The sequence below is a fragment of the Aeromonas media genome, assembly GCF_000819985.1.
Lineage (GTDB): Bacteria > Pseudomonadota > Gammaproteobacteria > Enterobacterales > Aeromonadaceae > Aeromonas > Aeromonas media.
This window is the reverse complement of sequence record NZ_CDBZ01000182.1, coordinates 1-20,436: the sequence shown is the minus strand read 5'-3', so window position 1 is coordinate 20,436 and position 20,436 is coordinate 1. Positions and strand designations below refer to the sequence as shown.

15 protein-coding genes, 1 tRNA gene and 2 pseudogenes are annotated in these 20,436 nt (G+C 60.2%); 8 read left to right on the top strand and 10 right to left on the bottom strand.

Annotated elements, in window-relative coordinates; translation table 11 throughout:
* Positions 1 to 75: 75 nt before the first annotated feature.
* A complete protein-coding gene (locus tag BN1127_RS15630; protein WP_042650027.1) occupies positions 76 to 978 on the bottom strand; it encodes a LysR family transcriptional regulator in 903 nt (300 codons plus the stop codon).
* 98 nt (positions 979 to 1,076) lie between these two features.
* On the opposite strand from BN1127_RS15630, the gene BN1127_RS15625 reads away from it, so the two are divergent.
* Positions 1,077 to 2,129, top strand: coding sequence for an HlyD family secretion protein (locus BN1127_RS15625; protein ID WP_042650026.1), 1,053 nt, complete (start codon positions 1,077 to 1,079; stop codon positions 2,127 to 2,129).
* Complete coding sequence (locus BN1127_RS15620; RefSeq protein ID WP_042650025.1) at positions 2,129 to 3,682, top strand: DHA2 family efflux MFS transporter permease subunit; 1,554 nt, start codon at positions 2,129 to 2,131, stop codon at positions 3,680 to 3,682. The genes BN1127_RS15625 and BN1127_RS15620 overlap by 1 nt, the downstream gene beginning before the upstream one ends.
* 56 nt (positions 3,683 to 3,738) lie before the next feature.
* Here the strand turns inward: BN1127_RS15620 and BN1127_RS15615 are convergent, their stop codons facing one another.
* A complete protein-coding gene (locus BN1127_RS15615) occupies positions 3,739 to 4,365 on the bottom strand; it encodes a lysoplasmalogenase (protein ID WP_042650024.1) in 627 nt (208 codons plus the stop codon).
* Positions 4,366 to 4,537: 172 nt separating this feature from the next.
* On the opposite strand from BN1127_RS15615, the gene BN1127_RS21725 reads away from it, so the two are divergent.
* Positions 4,538 to 4,690, top strand: coding sequence for a hypothetical protein (locus tag BN1127_RS21725; protein ID WP_081934535.1), 153 nt, complete (start codon positions 4,538 to 4,540; stop codon positions 4,688 to 4,690).
* Positions 4,691 to 4,892: 202 nt separating this feature from the next.
* On the opposite strand, the gene BN1127_RS15610 is transcribed toward BN1127_RS21725, so the two are convergent.
* The 5 genes from BN1127_RS15610 to BN1127_RS15590 form a co-directional block, all read right to left on the bottom strand.
* Positions 4,893 to 7,442: a TRAP transporter permease gene (locus BN1127_RS15610; protein WP_042650023.1), complete on the bottom strand. Its 2,550-nt coding sequence runs from the start codon at positions 7,440 to 7,442 to the stop codon at positions 4,893 to 4,895.
* Between the two features lie 98 nt (positions 7,443 to 7,540).
* Positions 7,541 to 8,512: a TAXI family TRAP transporter solute-binding subunit gene (locus tag BN1127_RS15605; protein ID WP_042650028.1), complete on the bottom strand. Its 972-nt coding sequence runs from the start codon at positions 8,510 to 8,512 to the stop codon at positions 7,541 to 7,543.
* A 557-nt stretch (positions 8,513 to 9,069) separates the two neighbouring features.
* Complete coding sequence (locus tag BN1127_RS15600; protein ID WP_042650022.1) at positions 9,070 to 11,214, bottom strand: S9 family peptidase; 2,145 nt, start codon at positions 11,212 to 11,214, stop codon at positions 9,070 to 9,072.
* A 318-nt stretch (positions 11,215 to 11,532) separates the two neighbouring features.
* Positions 11,533 to 11,964 carry a DUF411 domain-containing protein gene (locus BN1127_RS15595; protein WP_005332167.1) on the bottom strand — a complete coding sequence of 144 codons (432 nt, stop codon included), beginning with the start codon at positions 11,962 to 11,964 and terminating at the stop codon, positions 11,533 to 11,535.
* A 50-nt stretch (positions 11,965 to 12,014) separates the two neighbouring features.
* Positions 12,015 to 12,338 (bottom strand): hypothetical protein, encoded by a 324-nt coding sequence (locus BN1127_RS15590; RefSeq protein WP_042650021.1) that lies wholly within the window; start codon positions 12,336 to 12,338, stop codon positions 12,015 to 12,017.
* A gap of 258 nt (positions 12,339 to 12,596) precedes the next feature.
* Here BN1127_RS15590 and kefF point away from each other — a divergent pair, with 258 nt between their 5' ends.
* The 4 genes from kefF (at position 12,597) to BN1127_RS15570 (ending at position 16,700) form a co-directional block, all read left to right on the top strand.
* A complete protein-coding gene (kefF, locus tag BN1127_RS15585; RefSeq protein ID WP_042650020.1) occupies positions 12,597 to 13,193 on the top strand; it encodes a glutathione-regulated potassium-efflux system oxidoreductase KefF in 597 nt (198 codons plus the stop codon).
* Positions 13,193 to 15,049 (top strand): glutathione-regulated potassium-efflux system protein KefC, encoded by a 1,857-nt coding sequence (kefC, locus tag BN1127_RS15580; RefSeq protein ID WP_042650019.1) that lies wholly within the window; start codon positions 13,193 to 13,195, stop codon positions 15,047 to 15,049. The genes kefF and kefC overlap by 1 nt, the downstream gene beginning before the upstream one ends.
* The gene (locus BN1127_RS15575) at positions 15,046 to 15,432 is read left to right on the top strand and encodes a SirB2 family protein (protein WP_005332163.1); all 387 of its coding nucleotides are present in this window, start codon (positions 15,046 to 15,048) and stop codon (positions 15,430 to 15,432) included. Before kefC ends, BN1127_RS15575 begins: the two co-directional genes overlap by 4 nt.
* 281 nt (positions 15,433 to 15,713) lie before the next feature.
* Positions 15,714 to 16,700: a helix-turn-helix transcriptional regulator gene (locus tag BN1127_RS15570; RefSeq protein WP_042650018.1), complete on the top strand. Its 987-nt coding sequence runs from the start codon at positions 15,714 to 15,716 to the stop codon at positions 16,698 to 16,700.
* Between the two features lie 881 nt (positions 16,701 to 17,581).
* Here the strand turns inward: BN1127_RS15570 and BN1127_RS21720 are convergent.
* Positions 17,582 to 18,465 (bottom strand): annotated as a pseudogene (locus BN1127_RS21720) (IS3 family transposase); the annotation flags it as partial.
* 61 nt (positions 18,466 to 18,526) lie between these two features.
* On the opposite strand from BN1127_RS21720, the gene BN1127_RS15560 reads away from it, so the two are divergent.
* The gene (locus tag BN1127_RS15560; protein ID WP_042650017.1) at positions 18,527 to 19,570 is read left to right on the top strand and encodes an IS110 family RNA-guided transposase; all 1,044 of its coding nucleotides are present in this window, start codon (positions 18,527 to 18,529) and stop codon (positions 19,568 to 19,570) included.
* Between the two features lie 240 nt (positions 19,571 to 19,810).
* Here BN1127_RS15560 and BN1127_RS15555 read toward each other — a convergent pair.
* A pseudogene (locus BN1127_RS15555) lies at positions 19,811 to 20,056 on the bottom strand (transposase); the annotation flags it as partial.
* A gap of 200 nt (positions 20,057 to 20,256) precedes the next feature.
* Positions 20,257 to 20,333, bottom strand: a tRNA-Asp gene (locus BN1127_RS15550).
* Positions 20,334 to 20,436 lie beyond the last annotated feature (103 nt).

Below are 20,436 nucleotides of genomic sequence, written 5' to 3'. Positions count from 1 at the left end.
CGAAGCCACGGCGCCGTGGCGGTCCTCCACCGGTACTCAGGTTAATGGCCATTTTCATATGTCCGGCCATGCCGCTCACAACAGATTGTCGATGCCGTAAGCCGGGCCATTGGCCACCAGAAAATCGATAAACACCCTTAACTTGCGCGGCATCAGCCGCCGCTCGGGAAACAACAGATAGATGGGCACCTTGGGCTGCTGCCAGTCCGGCAGCAGGGCCACCAGGGAGCCGTTGGCCAGCTCATCATGGCACAACATGGCGGGCAGGGAGGCGAGCCCCAGCCCGGCCTTCGCCGCCTCTCTGGCACAGGTGATGTTGTTGACCTGGAATCGGGACGGCGGATCCACCAGCACTTCCCGGCCATCCCGCTCAAAACACCAGTGGGAGGCGAGAAAACCGCTGCTCACCGCGACCCGTTCATGGCGCACCAGATCCTCGGGCCGGGTGATGGCCGGGCTGCGCGCCAGATACTCGGGGCTGGCGCAGAGCAGGCGTCCCGTGCTCCACAGGCGCCGCGCCGCCAGGCTGGAGTCGCTCATGTCGCCTATTCGCACTATGGCATCCAGCCCCTCGCTGATGGGATCTACGATGCGATTGGTCAGCTCCAGATCCACTCTCAGCCCAGGATAGGCCTGCAGAAAGTGGGCCACCAGCCTGCCAACCACCAGCTGTCCCGTCTCGATGGGGACCGCCAGTTTGAGCGTCCCCGTCACCTCCTGCTGACTGGCGCTCAGCATCAGTTCGGCCTGGGCCAGCTCCTCCACCGCCTTGCTGCAGCGCAGGTAATACTGCTCCCCCGCTTCGGTCAGGGTGAGCTGGCGGGTGGAGCGATAGAGCAGCCGCACGCCGAGGTGCTGCTCCAGATCGGCGATGCGGCGGCTCACCGTCGCCTTGGTCATGCCCAGCTCCTGGGCCGCCGCGGTGAAGGAGCCCTTGTCGACGATCCGCACCAGAATCAAGGCCGCGTTCAGGTCCATTGTCTCACCAGTGAAACTGTATATCTCATGAATGGATACTAATCGAAACAGTGACACGATGTTAGCCTGCCCGCCACAGTTCAGGAAAAACCCATATCATGAGTCAACACAAGAAGATCCCCCTGCTGGCAGCCCTGCTGCTGGCCCTGCTCGGCATGTTGTTTGCCGCTTACTGGTATCTGCACGGCCGCCATTTCGAGAGCACCGACAACGCCTATCTGCAGAGCGAGGTGACCGGTATCGGCTCCAAGCTGCCCGGCTACATCGGCGAGGTGCTGGTGACCGACAACCAGGAGGTCAAGGCCGGCCAGCTCATCGCCAGGCTGGACGACCGGGAGTACAGAACCCGGGTGATCGAGGCCGAGGCCGACCTGCACCTCAATCAGGCGACGGCGGAGAACCTGGCCGCTACCCGCACCCAGCAGCTGAGCCTGATCCGTCAGGCGGAAGCCAGGGTCGCCTCGGCCAATGCCGAGCAGGTACGGGCCCAGCAGCAGGTGCGCCGCGTCAGCCAGCTCAATCAGCGCCACTACAGCTCCCAGGACAGCCTGGACGAGGTGCGCGCCGGTCTGCAGGTCACTCAGGCCCAGGAGCAGGAGGCCAGAGCCGCCCTGCAGGCCGCTCGTGAGCGGCTGCTGGTGCTGGACGCCGAAGCCAAGCAGAACCAGGCCAGGCTGGCACTGAGTGAAGCCCAGCTCGAACAGGCCAGGCTGGAGCTCGGCTACACAGAGCTGCGGGCACCGGCGGACGGCATCATAGGCAAGCGCAGCCTGCGGGAAGGGCTCTACGTGCAGTCCGGCATGCAGGTGGCCAGCCTGGTGCCGCTGCAACAGGTATGGGTCGAGGCGAACTTCAAGGAGACCCAGCTGCAGCACATGCAACCGGGCCAGCGCGTGGAGGTGATCCTGGATGCCTATCCGGATCAGCCGGTCGAGGGGATCATCGACAGCCTGGCCCCCGCCACCGGCGCCAAGTTCGCCCTGCTGCCGCCGGAGAATGCCACCGGCAACTTCACCAAGATAGTGCAACGGGTGCCGGTCAAGATCCGCATCCCCGAGCCAGGCCCACTGGCAGGCAAGCTGCTGCCGGGCCTCTCCAGCGAGGTGATCGTCGACACCCGTACCCCTGAGCCCGTGGTCGCCGCCCACTGATGGAACCCATTCCACGTCGCAACTGGATCGCGGTCATGGGGGGCCTCATCGGCGCCTTCATGGCCATCCTCGACATCCAGATCACCAACGCCTCCCTGAAGGACATTCAGGGCGCCCTGTCGGCCACCCTGAGCGAGAGCTCCTGGATCTCCACCTCCTACCTGGTGGCGGAGATGATCGCCATCCCCCTCAGCGGCTGGCTGAGCCGGGGGCTGAGTGTGCGCCGCTACCTGCTGTGGACCACGGGGGCCTTTATCGTCGCCTCAGTGCTCTGCTCGTTCAGCTGGAACCTCACCAGCATGATCGTCTTCCGGGCGCTGCAGGGCTTTACCGGCGGGGCACTGATCCCCATGGCCTTCTCCCTCATCGTCAGCCTGTTGCCACTGCACAAGCGGGCCACCGGCATGGCGCTGTTCGGCCTGTGCGCCACCTTCGCCCCCGCCATAGGCCCGACCCTGGGCGGCTGGCTGACGGAGCAGCTCTCCTGGCACTACATCTTCTATCTGAACGTGCCACCGGGACTGCTGGTGATGGCCATGCTGGCCCACGGGCTGGACAAAAAGCCGGTGGACTGGGAGGTGATCAAGCGGGTGGATCTCATCGGCATAGTCACCATGGCGATGGGGCTGGGCCTGCTGGAGGTAGTGCTGGAAGAGGGCAACCGGGAGGACTGGTTCGGTTCCAGCTTCATAGTGCGGCTCACCGTCATCTCTGTGGTGGCCCTGGTGTTCTTCGTCATCAGCCAGCTGCTCAGACGCCATCCGCTAGTCAACCTGCGGCTGCTGCACAACCCGCGCTTCGCGCTGGCCTGCTTCGCCTATCTGGTGCTCGGCATGGCGCTGATGGGCTCCATCTATGTGCTGCCGCTCTACATGGCGCAGATCCACAACTACAACGCGCTAGAGATCGGTGAAGTGCTGATGTGGATGGGGCTGCCACAGCTGCTGGTATTGCCGCTGGTGCCCAAACTGACCCACAAGATAGATCCGCGTTATCTGGTGAGTTTCGGCTTCCTGGTGTTTGCCATCAGCTGTTTCATGAACATGAACATGAGTGCCGACTACGCCGGCCCCCAGCTGATCCAGTCGCTCATCGTGCGGGCGCTGGGCCAGCCCTTCATCATGGTGCCGCTCTCCCTGGTGGCGACCGCCAGCCTGACCCATGACGAGATCCCCTCCTCCTCGACCCTGCTCAACGTGCTGCGCAACCTCGGGGGGGCCTTCGGCATCGCCATCATAGCGACCCTGATCGACAACGACACCCGCGTCCATGTCAGCCAGATCAGCAGCACCCTGGCCGCCAGCAGCATAGAGGGGCAAAGCTACCTGCTGCAGCTAGCCCAGACCATGATGGCGCAAGGCTCGGATCCGGCGCTGGCGCAGCAGCAGGCCCAGGCCATGCTGTCGAACACCATCAACCGGGAGGCCGCCATCATGGCCTACAACCAGGTGTTCTACGTGATGGGCATCTTCCTGCTCATCGCCAGCGCCCTGATGCTGCTGCTCAGGCAACCGGCTCCCAGGGCGGCGGATGCAGAACCGCTGGAGGCGTAATCCAGAAACCAGAAACGGGCCGAGCGGCCCGTTTCTTTATGGTCGACGAAGCCTGCTTATCCCGCGAGAGAGGCGGCGATCAGGAACTGGGCGGCGAAGTAGCTGCTCATGATCCAGGCCGTGGCATGGGGGAAGGGGCGGCGGAAGCGATCGAGGGCCAGCATGCTGTCGGAGAAGAGGAACATCAGTGCCCCCACCAGGGCGGCGGCACTGCCCGCGGTGAGGGAGGCGTGCCAGGCCCCGGCGGCCACCCAGGCCATGGCGATGATCACCAGCATGTAGCAGAAGACGGGGATCTTCATCTCGCCGAGCCTGCCCCACAACAAGCCGAACACCATGCCGGCCACCAGCAACAGCAGCAGGCCGTCGATCAACTTGAGCACCAGAGGACCCTGGGCAAAGCCGACGATGTAGCAGAGGTGGGCGACAAAAAATGCCGCCAGCCCCTGAATGAAGCGATCCCTTGGTAGCATCAGCAGCACGTCACCGGCCAGCGACAGGCAGAGGCCGAGCAGGATCCAGGCATGGGAGCCGTTGTGATCGTCACTCTGGTAACCGAATGCCAATGCGATGATGAACAGCATGGTCAGCGGCTTGCTGATGTAAAACTGACGGGAGTCTGAGCCATAAGCCGCGCGGATGTGCCACCAGCCAGATGCGATGATCAAGAAACTCAATAACATGCCCTGCTCCTCACCGATTGCTCGCACTCACACGGCAACCTCTTTAGTGCACGCAAGAGTAGCAAATTCCCCCGCCCAGTGGCAGGGGGCGAAGCAGATGACACCCTACACCTAAAGTCTAATTGCCCCCTGCTCGCGGCTCGGGCATAAGAGACAGCTCTGGAGGATCACCATGGAAGACGCAATGACCAACTACCTGCCCGCCATCGATATCATGATGTGCCATCTGGGGATCAGCTTCGAACAAGCCTGTGAGCAGCTTGGTCTGAGTCAGCAAGAACAGCAGAGCCTGATCCTGCTGCAGAAACAGACTCAATCAAACTAATCCGCCCGGTATGGACATCATGATGTGCCATCCGGGGGGGCAGCGTCGAACAAGCCTGTGAGCAGCCTGGTCTGAGTCAGCAAGAACAGCAGAGCCTGATCCTGCTGCAGAAACAGGCCCAGTCACACTAACCCTCCCGGCATCATGCCCACGGTATTGAAAACGGCGCCCGAAGGCGCCGTTTTTATTGGATGAGAAGTTATCAGCGAGTGGCCCGCCGGCGTTGCAGCCAGACCACGACCCCGAACAGCAGGAAGCCCGGCAACCACATCAGCTCCTTGTGCCAGCGTTCGGTAGGGGCCTTGACGACAAGGATCTCCTGGTCAAACTCCATGCCGGCCGCCGCCGCCGGACTGCCGAAGGTGACGTTGTCGATCAGGGTCTTGCCATCCTGCTCGTACAGGGTCAGCCCCAGACTGGCCAATTTCTCTTCCCCATTGGCTCCGGCAGGTACCGCCAGCAGCACGGTGGACTGACGCAGCTTGCCCACCGCATCCTCCCCCTGGATCCGCAGTCGCAGCGTACTCTCCGCTTCCACCTCGCCCAGGGTCTGGGCCAGTTGGGCCGGCGGCGTCTCACGATAGGGATCGTGCACCATATCCATCCAGAAACCGGGACGGAACAGGGTGAAGGCCACCAGCAGCAGCAGCACGTTTTCGTACCAGCGACTCTTCACCAGGAACCAGCCCTGGGTGGCGGCGGCGAAGATCAGCATGGCGACGGTGGCCACCACGAAGATCAGCACGCCGTGGGCGAAGTCCACGTCGATCAGCAGCAGATCGGTGTTGAAGATGAACAGGAACGGCAGCGCCGCGGTGCGCAGGCTGTAGTAGAAGGCGGTGATCCCGGTCTTGATGGGATCTCCCTTGGAGACGGCGGCCGCCGCGAACGAAGCCAGTCCCACCGGCGGGGTCACATCCGCCATGATGCCGAAATAGAACACGAACAGATGGACCGCGATGAGCGGCACGATGAGGCCGTTCTGCTGCCCGAGCGTCACCACCACGGGGGCCAGCAGGCTGGACACCACGATGTAGTTGGCGGTGGTGGGCAGCCCCATGCCGAGGATCAGGCTCAGCAGGGCGGTAAGGAGCAGCATCAGCAGCAGGTTGCCCATGGAGAGCATCTCTACCAGATCCGCCAACACCAGGCCGACCCCGGTCTGGGAGACGGCACCGACTATGATGCCGGCGGTGGCGGTGGCGATACCGATGCCGATCATGTTGCGGGCACCGGCCACCAGACCTTCCTTCAAGTCCACCAGACCATCACGAGTCGAGCCGTAGTCATGCTTGCCGTCGGTGCGCAGCCAGTTCAGCAGCGGCCGCTGGGTCAGCAGGATGATCACCAGCATGACGGTGCCCCAGAAGGCCGACAGCCCCGGCGAGAGGCGCTCCACCATCAGGCACCATACCAGTACCACCACCGGCAGCAGGAAGTGCAGGCCGGAGAGCAGCACGGCACGGGTATTGGGCAGCTCGGTCAGCGGCTGGTCCGGATCCTCGGCGGGCAGCGGCGCATTGCTGGCCGCTATCTTCAGCAGGCCCAGATAGACGGCCGCCAGCAGCAGGGCGATCCCGGGCAGGGCATAGTCTCCCAGCGCCGGCTTAAGCCAGCCCAGGCCGTAGTAGACAGCCATCGACAGGCCGCTGATGAGGGTGGCACCGAAAGCAAAGCCAGTCAGGCGACGCAGCCAGGGCTTGGGTTGATGGCCGCCGATGGGCTCCATGCCGAGCTTGAGCGCTTCCAGGTGGACGATGTAGAGCAGCGCGATATAGGAGATGGCCGCCGGCAGGAAGGCGTGCTTGATGATCTCCACGTAGGGAATGCCCACGTACTCCACCATCAGGAAGGCCGCCGCCCCCATCACGGGGGGCATGATCTGGCCGTTGACCGAAGAGGCCACCTCGACCGCCCCCGCCTTCTCCTTGGAGAAACCGACCCGCTTCATCATGGGAATGGTGAAGGTGCCCGTGGTGACCACGTTGGCGATGGAGGAGCCGGAGATGACACCGGTCAGGGCCGAGGCCACCACGGCCGCCTTGGCCGGGCCACCACGCAGGTGACCGAGCAGGCTGAAGGCCAGCTGGATAAAGTAGTGCCCGGCACCGGCCCGCTCCAGCAGGGCGCCGAACAGCACGAACAGGAACACGAAACTGGTGGAGACCCCCAGGGCGATGCCGAACACCCCCTCGGTGGTGATCCACTGGTGGTTCGCCAACGCGGTGAAGCTCACCCCGCGGTGAGCCAGCAGCCCCGGCATCCAGGGGCCGGCCAGGCTGTAGGCGAGAAACACCAGGGCGATCACCGCCAGGGCCGGACCCAGGGCGCGGCGAGCCGCCTCCAGCAGCAGCGGGATGCCGATGCAGGCGGTGACCAGATCGGCGGTGGTGAGGTTGCCGGGACGCTGGGCCAGGGCCTCATACATGACGAAGAGATAAGCGGCCGCACTGGCGGCGATCAGACCGAAAGCGATGTCGCCGAGCGGCACCCTGTCTCTGGGAGAACGCCGGAAGGCCGGAAACACCAGATAGGCCAGCAGCAGGGCGAAGGTCAGGTGAATGGCACGGGTTTCGGTGTCATTGAGTACGCCGACCCCGAAAATGAAGGGGAGCGGCGAGGCGATCCAGAGCTGGAACAGAGACCAGGCCAGCGCCAGCCCGGTGATCAGCCAGCCCATGAGACCCAGCGGTAGCCGAGCGCCCACATCCTGGGCGATCAGTTCCTCGGTAGAGAGTTGTTTTTCTTGCATAGGGATAACTTTTGCCTGCGAGTACAACGACACGACACCCGCTGCCGGTGTGGCAGGCGGGTGTCGAAGAGAACGATGGAAGGCCGGCAGGCCTTCAATCAGAGCCAGCCACGCTCTTTGTAGTAGCGTACGGCACCTTCATGCAGGGGTGCGGAGAGACCCACCTTGATCATGTCGGCCTCTTTCAGGTCGGCAAAGGCCGGATGCAGACGCTTGAAGCGGTCCAGGTTGTCGAACACCGACTTCACCAGCTGGTAGACCACTTCCGGATCGGCCTTGGCACTGGTGGAGAGCACCGCCTTGCCACCGATGGAAGGGGTCGGCTTGTCGCTGCCCTTGTAGATGCCACCCGGGATCTCGGCCTTGGTGTAGTAGCTCTTCTCGGCCAGCAGCTTGTCGATGTCGGCACCGGTCACGGGCACCAGTACGGCATCCGTGGTGGTGGACGCTTCCTGGATGGCACCGTTCGGGTGACCGACGAAGTAGCTCATGGCGTCGATGTTGTTGTCACCCAGAGCGGAGGCCTGCTCGGCCGGCTTCAGCTCGGAGACCAGGCCGAAGTCGCTCTTCTTCCAGCCCTTGACCGCCATGATCTCTTCCATGGTGTCACGCTGGCCGGAGCCCGGGTTGCCGATGTTGACGCGCTTGCCCTTCAGGTCATCGAAGCCGGCGATCTTGGCGTCGCGGCGGGCGAGAATGGTGAACACTTCGCTCTGCAGGGAGAAGACGGCGCGGATGTCATCCATGGCCCCCTCTGCCTGGAAGGGGGGCAGCCCCTTCATCGCCTTGTACTGGTGGTCGGACTGCATGATGCCGAAGTTGAACTCACCGCTGCGGATGCCGTTGACGTTGGCCACGCCACCGCCACTGGCCGGCGCATTGCACTTGATCTGGTGATCGGCGGCGCCGCGATTGAGGAAACGACAAATGGACTGGCCCGCCACGTAGTAGACGCCGGTCTGACCACCGGTGCCTATGGTCACGAAGCGCTCCTGCGCTTGCAGCGGACCACCGAAAGTAGCACCGACCAGGGCAGCCGACAGGGCGCACGCCAAGGATAATCCTTTCATGTTCTTCATCCTTTTCATTGATTTATCTCACCCGATTCCCGGGTGAATATGAGACGGACCCGCATCAAGACTGGGTCTGCCTATACAGCCTCGTACGAGGAAATGGTCGAGCGGCGAGCGCCCTTCCATAAGCCACCATCATCCTGCGGTGAGATAATCAGCGTCATGCCGATCGGAGGTGATCTGACCACAACCTGGTCAGTTCAAAAGATTTAACGCCCCTGATTAAGCACATAGCGCCAACATAAATCAAACAAAACAGCAAAATGGCGGATTTAAATAGCGAGAATTTTGAAGCAGATCATTTATTTCTCTGCCGAAGATTAATTACATGAGCCGGTGAATGGAAGCAATAAAAAAGCAGTCAGAGTCTTTTGTAACCCTTTGCTGGCAAGGGCTAGCATCTTGGTTCGTTATATCGAAATAACGGCCATATCCAGCATGAATACCATCTTGATGACGGCGATATCGCCAAGATGCAGGAACCCCGATCGACCGTCGTCACCGACGGCCTGACCGGGGTTCTGTTACAACTCGTTTTCATCTACCCCTGACAATCACGCCTTGCTACCGGCCAGCTCTAGGATAAAGGCGAATTCCAGGGCGATGTCCTCATAAGCCTTGAAGCGTCCCGACTTGCCGCCGTGGCCGGCGTCCATGTCGGTGCTCAGCAACAGCTGGTTGTTATCCGTCTTCAGCTCACGCAACTTGGCAACCCATTTGGCGGGCTCCCAATACTGCACCTGGGAGTCGTGCAGCCCGGTGGTGACCAGCAGGTTGGGGTAGGCTTGCGCCTTGACCTGATCGTAGGGGCTGTAGCTCTTCATGTAGTCGTAGTAGCGCTTCTGGTTCGGGTTGCCCCATTCGTCGTACTCCCCGGTAGTAAGGGGAATGGACTCGTCCAGCATGGTGGTGACCACGTCGACGAAGGGTACCTGGGCGACCACACCGCGATAGAGCTGGGGTGCCTGATTGATGACGGCCCCCATCAGCAGGCCGCCGGCGCTGCCGCCCATGGAGTAGACCTGATCCCTGGCGCCATAACCCTGGGCCACCAGTGCCTCGGTCACGTCGATGAAGTCGTGGAAGGTATTCTGTTTCTTCAGCAGTTTGCCATCTTCATACCAGGGACGCCCCAGCTCCTCGCCACCCCGGATGTGGGCGATGGCATAGACGAAGCCTCTGTCCAGCAGGCTCAGGCGTGAGCTGCTGAAGTCGGGATCCATGCTGGCGCCGTAGGAACCGTAGCCATAGACCAGCAGCGGGTTCTTGCCCTCCTTCTTGAACAGATCCTTGCGATAGACCAGCGACACCGGCACGTCCACACCGTCGCGGGCGGTCACCCAGACTCGCTCGCTGGCATACTGATCCGCCTTGAAGCCCGCCACCGGCTGCTGCTTGAGCAGGGTGCGCTTGCCGCTGTCCATGTTCAGTTCATAGGTGGATGAGGGCGTGGTCATGGAGGAGTAGCCATAGCGCAGGGCGCTGGTGTCCGGCTCCGGGTTGTAGGCGAGCCAGGTGACATAGGCGGGATCGTCGAAGGCGATCTCTTTCTGCTCGCCGCTCTGCCAGTTGAGCTGGCGCAGCCGGGTCAGCCCCTTGCTGCGCTCCTCCAGCACCAGCCAGTCCCTGAACAGGGCATAGCTCTCCAGCAGCACGTCCGGATTGGGGGCTATCACCGCCTTCCAGCGATCCACCGGGCTCTCCCTGGTCTCGTAGAGGCCGAAGTTCTTGCCGTCCTTGTTGGAGCGCACATAGAAGCGGCCACGGTAGTGATCCAGGCTGTATTCGTGATCCACCTGACGGGGCAGGAACAGCCGCGGCGCCTGGACCGGCGTGTTGGCATCGATGAGGCGCGCCTCGCTGGTGGTAGTGCTGGAGAGGGCGATGACGATGAAATCTTCCGAGGTGGTGGCATAGAGGCTGACGTAGAAGCTGTCATCCTTCTCCTCGTAGACCAGCTTGTCCTTCGCGGGATCGCTGCCCAGCTCGTGGCGATAGACCTGATAGGGCAGCAGTGTCTTGGGGTGCTTGCGCACATAGAACACCGTCTTGCTGTCGTTGGCCCACACCAGGTTGCCCGAGGTGTTCTCGAGCTTGTCGGCGGCCCAGGTGCCGCTCTCCAGATCGAGGAACTGGATCTGGTACTGACGGCGGGAGAGGAAGTCTTCCGCCACCGCCAGCCAGCGGTTGTTGCGGCTCACCTCCAGGGCCCCCAGCGAATAGAACTCGTGGCCTTCGGCGCGCTGGTTGCTGTCCAGCATCAGGTTCGACGCCTGCTGGCCCTCCACCTTGCTGCGGGAGTAGATGGCGTACTCCTTGCCCGGCTCATAACGGGTCTGGTAGCGGTAGCCGTTCTTCACATAGGGCACGGACTCGTCCTGCTGGGGGATGCGGGCCACCATCTCCTTGTAGAGCTGGTCACGCAACGGCTGGACCGGCTTGAGCATGGCCTCGGTGTAAGCGTTCTCGGCCTTGAGATAGTCCAGCACCTCGGGTTTCTGCCGCTCGTCGTCACGCAGCCAGTAGTAGTTGTCGATCCGGACGTCCCCGTGCTTTTTCAGGGTATGGGGATGCTTGGCGGCCACAGGGGGCAGGATGGGGGTTTCGCTTGTCGGCATGACGGACTCTTCATTGGCATGGGTACAGGGCACGGCAACCAGACAAGCCAGCAGCAGCAACCCTCGGGGAAAGATGAACATGTCGCATCCTTTGCGCTGTAACAGGGCAGGCTGGCTCGCGGGGAGCGCCATGAATTGACGATCAAGCCGCCGCCGCTCGCTCCGCCGGTGCGGAATCAAGGCTGGCAAACCGGAACATCGCCCCTGAGAAAATAAAGTGGCGATCAATCTGCCCCTTGTCGCCCTGGGTTGCAAGTGATCCCCTGACATTCGGCACGAAACCATGAAAAAGGGCCACCCTCTCACAAGGGTGGCCCTCCAGCTCTGGCCATGAGCGACACGGGTTCGCTCAGGTGTGCCTCACATGATGGAGTGGTGCCGACTCATGACCAGTGTTCGTCAGCCGGAATAGCTCGACCAGACGGTGGTCGCGCCCTCCTCACTGATGCTCAGCACCTGATAGGGCTGACCGGGGATGTCCATGCCTGGCGCACTCTGGGGCATGCCCGGAATGGTCAGGCCACGGATCGCCGGTTTTTCCTTGAGCATCTTCTGCACGTCGGCAGCGGGCACATGTCCCTCCACCACATAACCATTCACCACCCCGGTGTGGCAGGATGCCAGTTGCGGGGTGATGCCATGCTGCTGCTTGATGGGATCGAGCTGCTCGGTTTCCACGACCTTGACCTCGAAGCCGTTATCTTCCATGTGCTTGACCCAGGTCTCGCAGCAGCCGCAGTACTTGGATTTGTAGACGGTCATCTGCTCCGTTGCCAGGGCAGAGAAACTGATGGTACCGGCCAGCAGGGCCAGTAACAGGGACTTGTACATAACTCACCTCAGATAAGAAGAAATACCCAATGAACAGGGGACAAATCGACTCAGCCGAATGTGCGAGGGGGACGCTCCAGCCGTGCCCTCGGGGCATCCGGCACATAGAGAGAAGGGGAGAGGTAATCCGGGGAGTCAGGTTCCAGCATGGCCACCGTCAGGCTGTCGCCGGTCAGCACCGTCATGGCGAGGGCCGACGTGAAGCTGCCACAGGGCATGGCCTTCTCCAGGGTGCGCTCGCTCTGGCTGCAGTGGGGCGTCAGGGTACAAAGATCGGTCGCGGCCCGGCTGCCAAACGACATCAACACCAGCAGCAGACTCCACAGGGGGAGCCAGCGACGGGCGTGAGCGAGTTGGCGACGGGTAAAAACCATGACATGACTCAGTAATCAAAGGAGGCCTATGGTAACCCCTGGCCCCGGGGGAGGGTCAAGCCTGCCACCTGAGGGAGATCAAAAGAGGGTGAGATGAGCCGAAGGCCATGGCACACTTCCCTGACAGCGTGGCGCCAAGAGAGGTGCGTACTACCAAGGCCTTCTCGTCCACCACTGGCGGCTCAGGGCGCTTCTTGATAACGTCGCCATTCGATGCATCTTATTCGCCGACACGAGTCCCGCTCAGGTTATGACCCCATGAAACGCATTCTGGTTATTTTCTCGCACCCGGCGCTGCAGAGCTCCCGGGCCAACCGGCAACTGCTGCAGGCCATCGACGGCCTGGAGGGGGTCACCCTGCACGACCTCTATCAGCAGTACCCGGACATGTATATAGACGTGAAGCGCGAGCAGGCACTGCTGGCGGAGCACGATCTCATCGTCTTCCAGCATCCCTTCTACTGGTACTCCTGCCCCGCCATCATGAAGGAGTGGATGGACCTGGTGTTGGAATATGGCTATGCCTACGGCCCGGAGGCTCATGCCCTGGCCGGCAAGCAGTGGCTCTCCGCCATCACCACCGGGGGCGCCCCCGAATCTTATTGCAGCGCGGGTTACAACCAGCGGCCCCTGCTCGACTTCCTGCTGCCGTTCCAGCAGACAGCGCAGCTCTGCGGCATGCACTGGCTGCCTCCCTTCGTACTGCACTCCTTCCACAAGCTCAAGGATCCTCAGGCCCTGCACCGCTGCGGCCAGGACTATCGTCAACTGCTCTGCGCCCTGCGCGATGAACAACTGACCCCGGCCCAGCTGGGTGCGAGCCCTTATCTGCGCGATCTGCTGGAGGTGCTCTGATGGGACATGGCTTGCTGTTTGACGCCTTGATCTACCTCTCGGCGGCGGTGATCGCCGTGCCGCTGGCCAAGCGCTGGGGGTTGGGGTCCGTGCTCGGTTATCTGCTGGCGGGCATCATCATAGGTCCCTTCCTGCTGGGGCTGGTGGGGGAGCAGAAGGATGTGATGCACTTCGCCGAGTTCGGGGTAGTGCTGATGCTGTTCCTGGTCGGGCTGGAGCTGCGTCCCGCCCTGCTGTGGCAGTTGAAGGGCCCCATCCTGGGGACAGGTGGCCTGCAGGTACTGCTCACCACCGCCGCCCTGACCGGGGTGGGCTATCTCATCGGCCTGCCTTGGCAACAGGGGCTCGCCATCGGCCTCATTCTGGCACTCTCCTCCACCGCTATCGTGCTGCAGAGCCTGCAGGAGCGCAAACTGATGCAGAGCGAGAGCGGCCGTTCCGCCTTCGCTGTGCTGCTGTTCCAGGACATCGCCGTCATCCCCATCCTGGCTATCCTGCCGCTGCTCGCCATCGCGCCGGTAGCCAGCAACGGCAATCCGGACCTGGCAGGCTGGCAGCACGGTCTGCTGGTGGTTGCCGCCATCGCCGGCATAGTACTGGGCGGCCACTACCTGATGCGGCCGGTATTTCGTGCCATCGCTCAATCCCACATGCGGGAGATCTTCGTCGCCGCAGCCTTGCTGCTGGTGATCGCCATCGCGGTGCTGATGGAGTCGGTGGGGCTCTCCCCCGCCCTGGGCTCCTTCCTCGCCGGGGTGGTGCTGGCCGACAGCGAGTATCGCCACGAGCTGGAGGCGGACATAGAGCCGTTCAAGGGACTGCTGCTCGGCCTGTTCTTCATGTCGGTGGGGGCCGGCATCGACTTCGGCCTGTTTGCCGCTCATCCCCTGCTCATTCCGTCCCTGGTGGTAGGCCTGATGGTCTTGAAATGGGGGGTCCTGATGGTGCTCGGCCTGGTCATTCGCATCTCACCGAGCCAGCGCTGGACCTTCGCCCTGGCACTGGCCCAAGGGGGGGAGTTCGCCTTTGTGCTGTTTTCATTCGCCACCCAGAACAAGGTGCTGCCCAGTGACATCATCTCGCTGCTGACCCTGGTGGTGGCGCTCTCCATGGCGCTGACGCCGCTCTTGCTGATCTTCAACGATCGGGTGATCCAGCCATGGTTCGACTACCGCAACCAGGCCGACACACCCGAGCACGAACAACCCGAGCTGGTCGAGCACCCCGTCATCATCGCCGGTTTTGGCCGCTTCGGTCAGATAGTCGGACGTCTGCTGCACGGTCACGGCATTGGCACCACCATCCTCGAACAGGACGCCAGCCAGATAGAGATGCTGCGCAAGTACGGCTATCAGGTATTCTACGGGGATGCCAGCAGACTCGACCTGCTACATGCCGCTGGCGCCCACAAGGCCAGGCTGCTGGTGCTCTCCATCAACGATCCGGCCACCTCTCTCGAGGTGATCGAGATGGTGAAGAAACACTTCCCGCACCTCAAGATACTGGCCCGCGCCCAGGACAGGCCCCATGCTCACGAGATCCTCCGTCACGGCGTCGACAGCGTGCACCGGGAAACCCTGGGTTCGGCCGTGGATCTGGGGGTAGAAGCACTGACCCAGCTGGGATTTCGGGCCAATCAGGCCTGGCGTGCGGGCCAGGTGTTCAAGCAGTATGACAACCGGCTGCTGCGGGAACAGGTCAACTACCTGGATGATGAACACACCTATATCAACAAGAGCCTGCAATACCGCGAGATCCTCTCCGATCTGCTGCAAGACGATCAGGAAGGACAGGAGCGTACCCACGCTCACAACTGGAACAGCGGTCTGCCCGACAACGACAAGGAAGCAATATGATTGCCTATTACCCCATGCTCAAACACCTGCACATGACCCTGGCCCTGGTCAGCCTGTTGCTGTTCATCTACCGCTGGAGCCTGGCACTGGCTGGCAGCGGGCGATTGCAACAGAAGTGGCTCAAGGTGCTACCCCATATCAACGACACTTTCCTGCTGCTGTTTGGCGTGCTGCTGGCGGTGACCCTGCAGATGAGCCCGGGGCAACAGCCCTGGCTGATGGCCAAGCTGATCGCCCTGGTAGTCTACATAGGTCTCGGGGTCATGGCGCTCAAGCGCCCTGCTCGCGGCCAGAAGCTGGTGGCCGGTGTGGCGGCGCTGGCGGTGTTTGGTTACATGATTGGCGCCGCCATCACCAAGTCAGCCTGGTCCTGGGTTGCCTGATCCCCTCATTGCCGGTGAGGGCTCAGTCCCTCACCCCCTTTCCCACCTCCCCATACACATTTCCCCCCGGTCGTGACAATAGGGGAAAAGAAGCGAACGCTTTATTCTGGAAAAACAAGGTTCCATACAACCCCCTTCATTTTTGTTTTTATGATATTTATCAATTTCTTATCTCGATATGTATGAAAATGGCGACAGTTGTCGCAGCAAAACTTGCGACATAGACTGTCGCATTTCATGGCTAGGATACACTCAACGCTAAACCAGTGAAGGCATGCACCATGAGTAAGAAGCTGTTACGACAACTGACCTTGGCGCGTTGCATCCCGCACCGCCCTTACAAGCTGACCGCCAGCCAGCTCCAGGTAAAACTGGAAGAGGAAGGCATTCACGTCAGTCTGCGTACCGTGCAACGGGATCTGGAAGAGATGTCCGGCATGGGACTGTTCGACCTCACCTCCGATGAGCGCAGCAAACCTCACGGTTGGTGCTTCGAGCGCCACGGACTGAACGACTTTGCCAACATCATGCCGCTCTCGCTGGCGGTGGCCCTTAAAACCTGGAGTGATCAGGCGAGCCAACTGCTACCGGCGAGTGTATTGACCGAGTTGAATCCTCTGGTCGACAAGGCCAGCCAGGTGATCCGGGACAGTCAGAGCGAGCTGGCGGAACGTTGGCTCGAGAGCGTGCATCAGTCGCCGCGCCCATTTGCCGGCAACCCGGAGATCCGCCGCAGCACCCTGATCCGCGACGCCCTCTGGCGTGGTCGCAAGTTCAGCGCCGAGATCCAGCGCGTCATCAAGGAGCGCACCGTGTGGCTCTGTTATGACCGTATCAATCCGCTCGGGATCCTGAACCAGCCCGATGGCCCCATCCTGCTCTGCACCCTGTCCGAGCTGGATCCCAAGGTCTACGGCATTCCGTTCGATCACATAAAGAATGTGGAACTGACCAACTTCAGCGCCACCCAGCCGAAGGATTTCAATGTCCAGAGGCTGATCCGCGACCAGGGCTATCAGGACGTCATTGGTCCGATCCGCTTCGTCGGGCGCATAGACGCCAACTGCCCCACCCTGATCGATGGGCAGATCCCGGGGCACAACCCACGCATGACCCGCTACGACAAGCGCAGCGTGGTGGTGGAGACCGAGGTCCAGGATACGCCCGAGTTCCGCTCCTGGTTGAACAACATGAGCGGCAACCTGGAAGTATTGGCACCGGAGTCCCTGCGCAAGGCATATCCGACACCGGGTACCCGGGTCAGCTGAGCACAATCGGATGAATGATGAAAAGCCGAGCATGAGCTCGGCTTTTGTCTGTTTTTCACACATATTTATTCAATTAATTTTTAACTCTTACATCCCAGATTGAACCTTCTGTACCATCGTTTTCCTCCCTGTTTTTGGTTGTAAGAGATCCGCCATTCCTCCTGTAAGACCCCTCAGTGTTGAGCCGTACGTGAAGCCATCCCGAGAGCCCCATGCTTTCCTGAGAAACTAAATAAGACACTGATAAAAAAGACAAATTAAGATTAATGGTTGATATCTATTCAGCATCCGACGCTATCTGATGGCCTTTCATGCCTTGTTCCTGCCCACGATTGCCTTAGTATGGGTCTCACAAGGATGGCTGGTTCGGCAGGATGCAGGAACAGCGCATAAATAGGAAAAGCCACAGGACGTGGCAGGACACCTCGGGATGAGGCAGGGTGGCACGGATAGTCACTCTTCAGGATGACAGGAACCCCGCAGGAGCGGCAGGAACAGCTTCAGGATGAAGTGAGATGACCAGGGTGGTTATCTGTCAGGATGACGCAAGGAACACCACTGGATGTGGTAATGGACACCTCCAGGATGGAGAGGGTGAAGCAATCAGGAGTGATTGCCAGGCTAGGATGGCCACAGGACACCCCAATGGAATGGGAAGGGGAAATTCCAAAGGAAAGGATAGAGTCAAGGATTGCAGGGAGCATGGCAGTTCAGGGACTGGACGAGATGACTTGAGGGGACGGCACACGCCGTCCCCTTTTCTTTATATGCACACCTGCAACCCTGTGATCTGGCCCCACACTTCCTCATCCCCCCTTCCCAGAGGCCGATACCTGTCATCTATTATTCGAATGCAAGCAACCTCAATCGCCCCGGCTTCTTTAGACACTTTTGAGCCGTTCGAAATATTGCTTTTCACACTCTACTGGCGAGAGCCCATTATTGGAACTGTGCCGACGCTTGGGGTTGTAAAACATTTCAATGTAATCGAACACATCCTGCCGGGCCTCCTCGTGATCCGCATAGGTTTTACGTCGGAACCGCTCGCACCTGAGGAGCTGAAAGAAACTCTCCGCCACCGCGTTATCATGCAATTCCCGCGTCGGCTCATGCTGGCCTTGAGTAGGTGCTCTCGCAAAAAGTCCTGCCAGTCATAGCTGTTAAGTCGGAATGCACCGGCACTTCCTGTTCGGGTCGCCGTCGCCATACCGCCATCAGTAACACGCTGATGGCCAACTCTCGGTCGATCCGTGGCCCCATTGACCAACCAATGGCTTGTCGTGAAAACAAATCCAATACCGCGGCCAGATAGAGCCAGCCCTCATGGGTTCGAATATAAGCGATGTCCGTTACCCAGACCTTATTTGGAACTGGCGTTCAAGATGATTCGGTGCAACCAATGTTGGCCGGCCACCATAATGACCGGGACGGTGACGATAGCCGGTTTGTGAACGTAAACCTTCATGCCGCATTAATCTCGCCACACGGTGTTTCCCACAGATCTCGCCCATCTATCGCAGGTCATCCCGGATCTTGCGATAACCATAGACACCGCCGCTTTCTAGCCAACATAGCTTGACTTGATCTGGCCCAGAAGGCGTTGGTCTTCAAGTGCTCGGGCAGATAAAGGCTGGTGCTGCCATGCGTAATAACCGCTCGGGTGGACATTCATCATCCAACACAGTCTGCGAATGGGATGTGTGGACGCGTGCTCCCGGATGAAGGCGTACCTTACCCTGACAGCTTGGCAAAGTACGCGGCGGCCTAATGGGATGGTCTGCTCCATCTACCCCGCTATGCTGAAGCCAGCATCAAGGAGGCTGATCATGACCCAATCTCAGATTTACATTTATGGCATCGATTTAGGCAAAAACTGGTTTCACCTGGTAGCGATGGATCGCATGGGGCATGTATTGACCAAGCAAAAGCTCACTCGTTCACAACTGAAACAGTTCATCAGCACGACCCCACCCTGTCGGGTTGCCTTCGAGGCATGTCCTGGTTCGCAATACTGGGGACGACTGTTTCAACAGGCGGGGTTCGAGCCCAAGATTATTCCCGCTCAATTTGTTAAGCCCTACCTCAAATCGAACAAGAATGACTTCAACGATGCCACCGCCATTGCCGAGGCTGGTAGCAGAGGCACTATGCGCTGTGTCCCGTTGAAATCTCATGAACAGTTGGCATTGCAGGCGACTCATCGAGTCCGTCAACGTTTCATCATCGAACGTACCGCCACGGTCAATCAGATGAGAGCGTTGCTGCTGGAATATGGGCTCACCGTACCGGTGGGCAGAAAAGTCTTCGAACGCGCCCTACCGGCGATCCTTGAAGATGCCGAGAATGGCTTGCCTGATTTTATCCGCGCCCTGGTATTGCGCCTGAGAGAACGGTGGCAACAGCTGGATATTCAGATTGATGAGATGAGCCTCATGCTCGGGCAAGCCTCAAGCGCATCGAGTTTGTGCCAAAAAGTCAGCACCGTCCCCGGCATTGGACCGATTGTCTCAACCGCGTTAATTGCCGCGATTGGCAATGGTTCACAATTCAAGAAAGCCCGCGATCTTTCAGCCTGGTTGGGGCTGGTTCCCAGACAATATTCAACGGGTGGCAAATCCTCGCTCGGCGGGATCAGTAAGCGTGGCAATAACTATTTGAGGCAAATGGTTATTCAGGGCGCCAAAGCGCTGAAAATTCACATGAAGCGTGACAAATCATCGTTAGGCGAATGGGTCGCCAGGCTGGAGGTCGGCCATCACCATCATGTGGTCCTTATCGCCCTGGCCAACAAGATAATGCGAATTTGCTGGAAAGTACTGACATCCGGCAGGGATTACCGACCATATCCCAACGCAAGCGCAGCCGTTTAACAGATAGAACTCATACCAGGTTTTGCGAGCCAAAAACAGATGACAGAAGCGTTCACCCCACGACGTTGCAGCCTGGCTAAAAAAGCAGTCTCTCGTGACTGGTAGCTTTATTAGGACGACGACGTGCGGATCCCATCAAGGCCAGAGCCGGAAAACGGCTCACAGACAGGCCGGATACATTGACGCAAACGACTTCTGGAAATCAGTTCACGCTTGCAGATAAGGAGCAGACCATACATTTTTTAAGATGTCTCGCTCATCGGTGACGCGGCGCAGTTCAGCCTTGAGGCGTCGAATCTCGGCTTGCTGGCTGGAGTCATGCTGTTGCTGCACGTCGGGCTGGCTGTAGCGTTTGATCCAGGCGTATAGGCTGTGGCTGGAAACACCAAGTCGCTCAGCGACCTCTGCCACTGGGTAATGGCGCTCAGTTACCTGCTTGACGGCGGCCAGTTTGAATTCTTCCGTGTAACGTTGCTGCTTGCTCATAACACCTCCTGAATGACCTCAGTTTGAGGCTCTTGAGGTGTCTAGGAAAGTAGGGGCGATTCAAAGCCTTTAGTGGTGGCAGTGGTATTTCAGGGGAATTGAAACGAAAAAAAACCAGTCTATTGACTGGGCCCTCTGGCTCGTGTGCCGAAAGTACATAGTAAAAAGGCCTGCCCGTGAGGGAAGGCCTTTCAAATTAGTGGCGGAGCGGACGGGACTCGAACCCGCGACCCCCGGCGTGACAGGCCGGTATTCTAACCGACTGAACTACCGCTCCGCTGTCTGGTTAGCTTTTTGCTAAATTGTCTGCCGTTTCAATGAGGTGTCATCCTCTCGGCCAACGTCGTGATGCTCACGGCGCTGTTTAATTGGGTGCCTGG

What these genes read in the sequence shown, in the direction of transcription:
- BN1127_RS15610 (WP_042650023.1), bottom strand. Translation starts at nt 7,442, where the DNA reads ATGCAAGAAAAACAACTCTCTACCGAGGAACTGATCGCCCAGGATGTG.
- BN1127_RS15595 (WP_005332167.1), bottom strand. Translation starts at nt 11,964, where the DNA reads ATGTACAAGTCCCTGTTACTGGCCCTGCTGGCCGGTACCATCAGTTTC.
- BN1127_RS15560 (WP_042650017.1), top strand. Translation starts at nt 18,527, where the DNA reads ATGACCCAATCTCAGATTTACATTTATGGCATCGATTTAGGCAAAAAC.
- BN1127_RS15575 (WP_005332163.1), top strand. Translation starts at nt 15,046, where the DNA reads ATGATTGCCTATTACCCCATGCTCAAACACCTGCACATGACCCTGGCC.
- BN1127_RS15630 (WP_042650027.1), bottom strand. Translation starts at nt 978, where the DNA reads ATGGACCTGAACGCGGCCTTGATTCTGGTGCGGATCGTCGACAAGGGC.
- kefC (WP_042650019.1), top strand. Translation starts at nt 13,193, where the DNA reads ATGGGACATGGCTTGCTGTTTGACGCCTTGATCTACCTCTCGGCGGCG.
- kefF (WP_042650020.1), top strand. Translation starts at nt 12,597, where the DNA reads ATGAAACGCATTCTGGTTATTTTCTCGCACCCGGCGCTGCAGAGCTCC.
- BN1127_RS15605 (WP_042650028.1), bottom strand. Translation starts at nt 8,512, where the DNA reads ATGAAAGGATTATCCTTGGCGTGCGCCCTGTCGGCTGCCCTGGTCGGT.
- BN1127_RS15615 (WP_042650024.1), bottom strand. Translation starts at nt 4,365, where the DNA reads ATGTTATTGAGTTTCTTGATCATCGCATCTGGCTGGTGGCACATCCGC.
- BN1127_RS21725 (WP_081934535.1), top strand. Translation starts at nt 4,538, where the DNA reads ATGGAAGACGCAATGACCAACTACCTGCCCGCCATCGATATCATGATG.
- BN1127_RS15570 (WP_042650018.1), top strand. Translation starts at nt 15,714, where the DNA reads ATGAGTAAGAAGCTGTTACGACAACTGACCTTGGCGCGTTGCATCCCG.
- BN1127_RS15600 (WP_042650022.1), bottom strand. Translation starts at nt 11,214, where the DNA reads ATGTTCATCTTTCCCCGAGGGTTGCTGCTGCTGGCTTGTCTGGTTGCC.
- BN1127_RS15625 (WP_042650026.1), top strand. Translation starts at nt 1,077, where the DNA reads ATGAGTCAACACAAGAAGATCCCCCTGCTGGCAGCCCTGCTGCTGGCC.
- BN1127_RS15590 (WP_042650021.1), bottom strand. Translation starts at nt 12,338, where the DNA reads ATGGTTTTTACCCGTCGCCAACTCGCTCACGCCCGTCGCTGGCTCCCC.
- BN1127_RS15620 (WP_042650025.1), top strand. Translation starts at nt 2,129, where the DNA reads ATGGAACCCATTCCACGTCGCAACTGGATCGCGGTCATGGGGGGCCTC.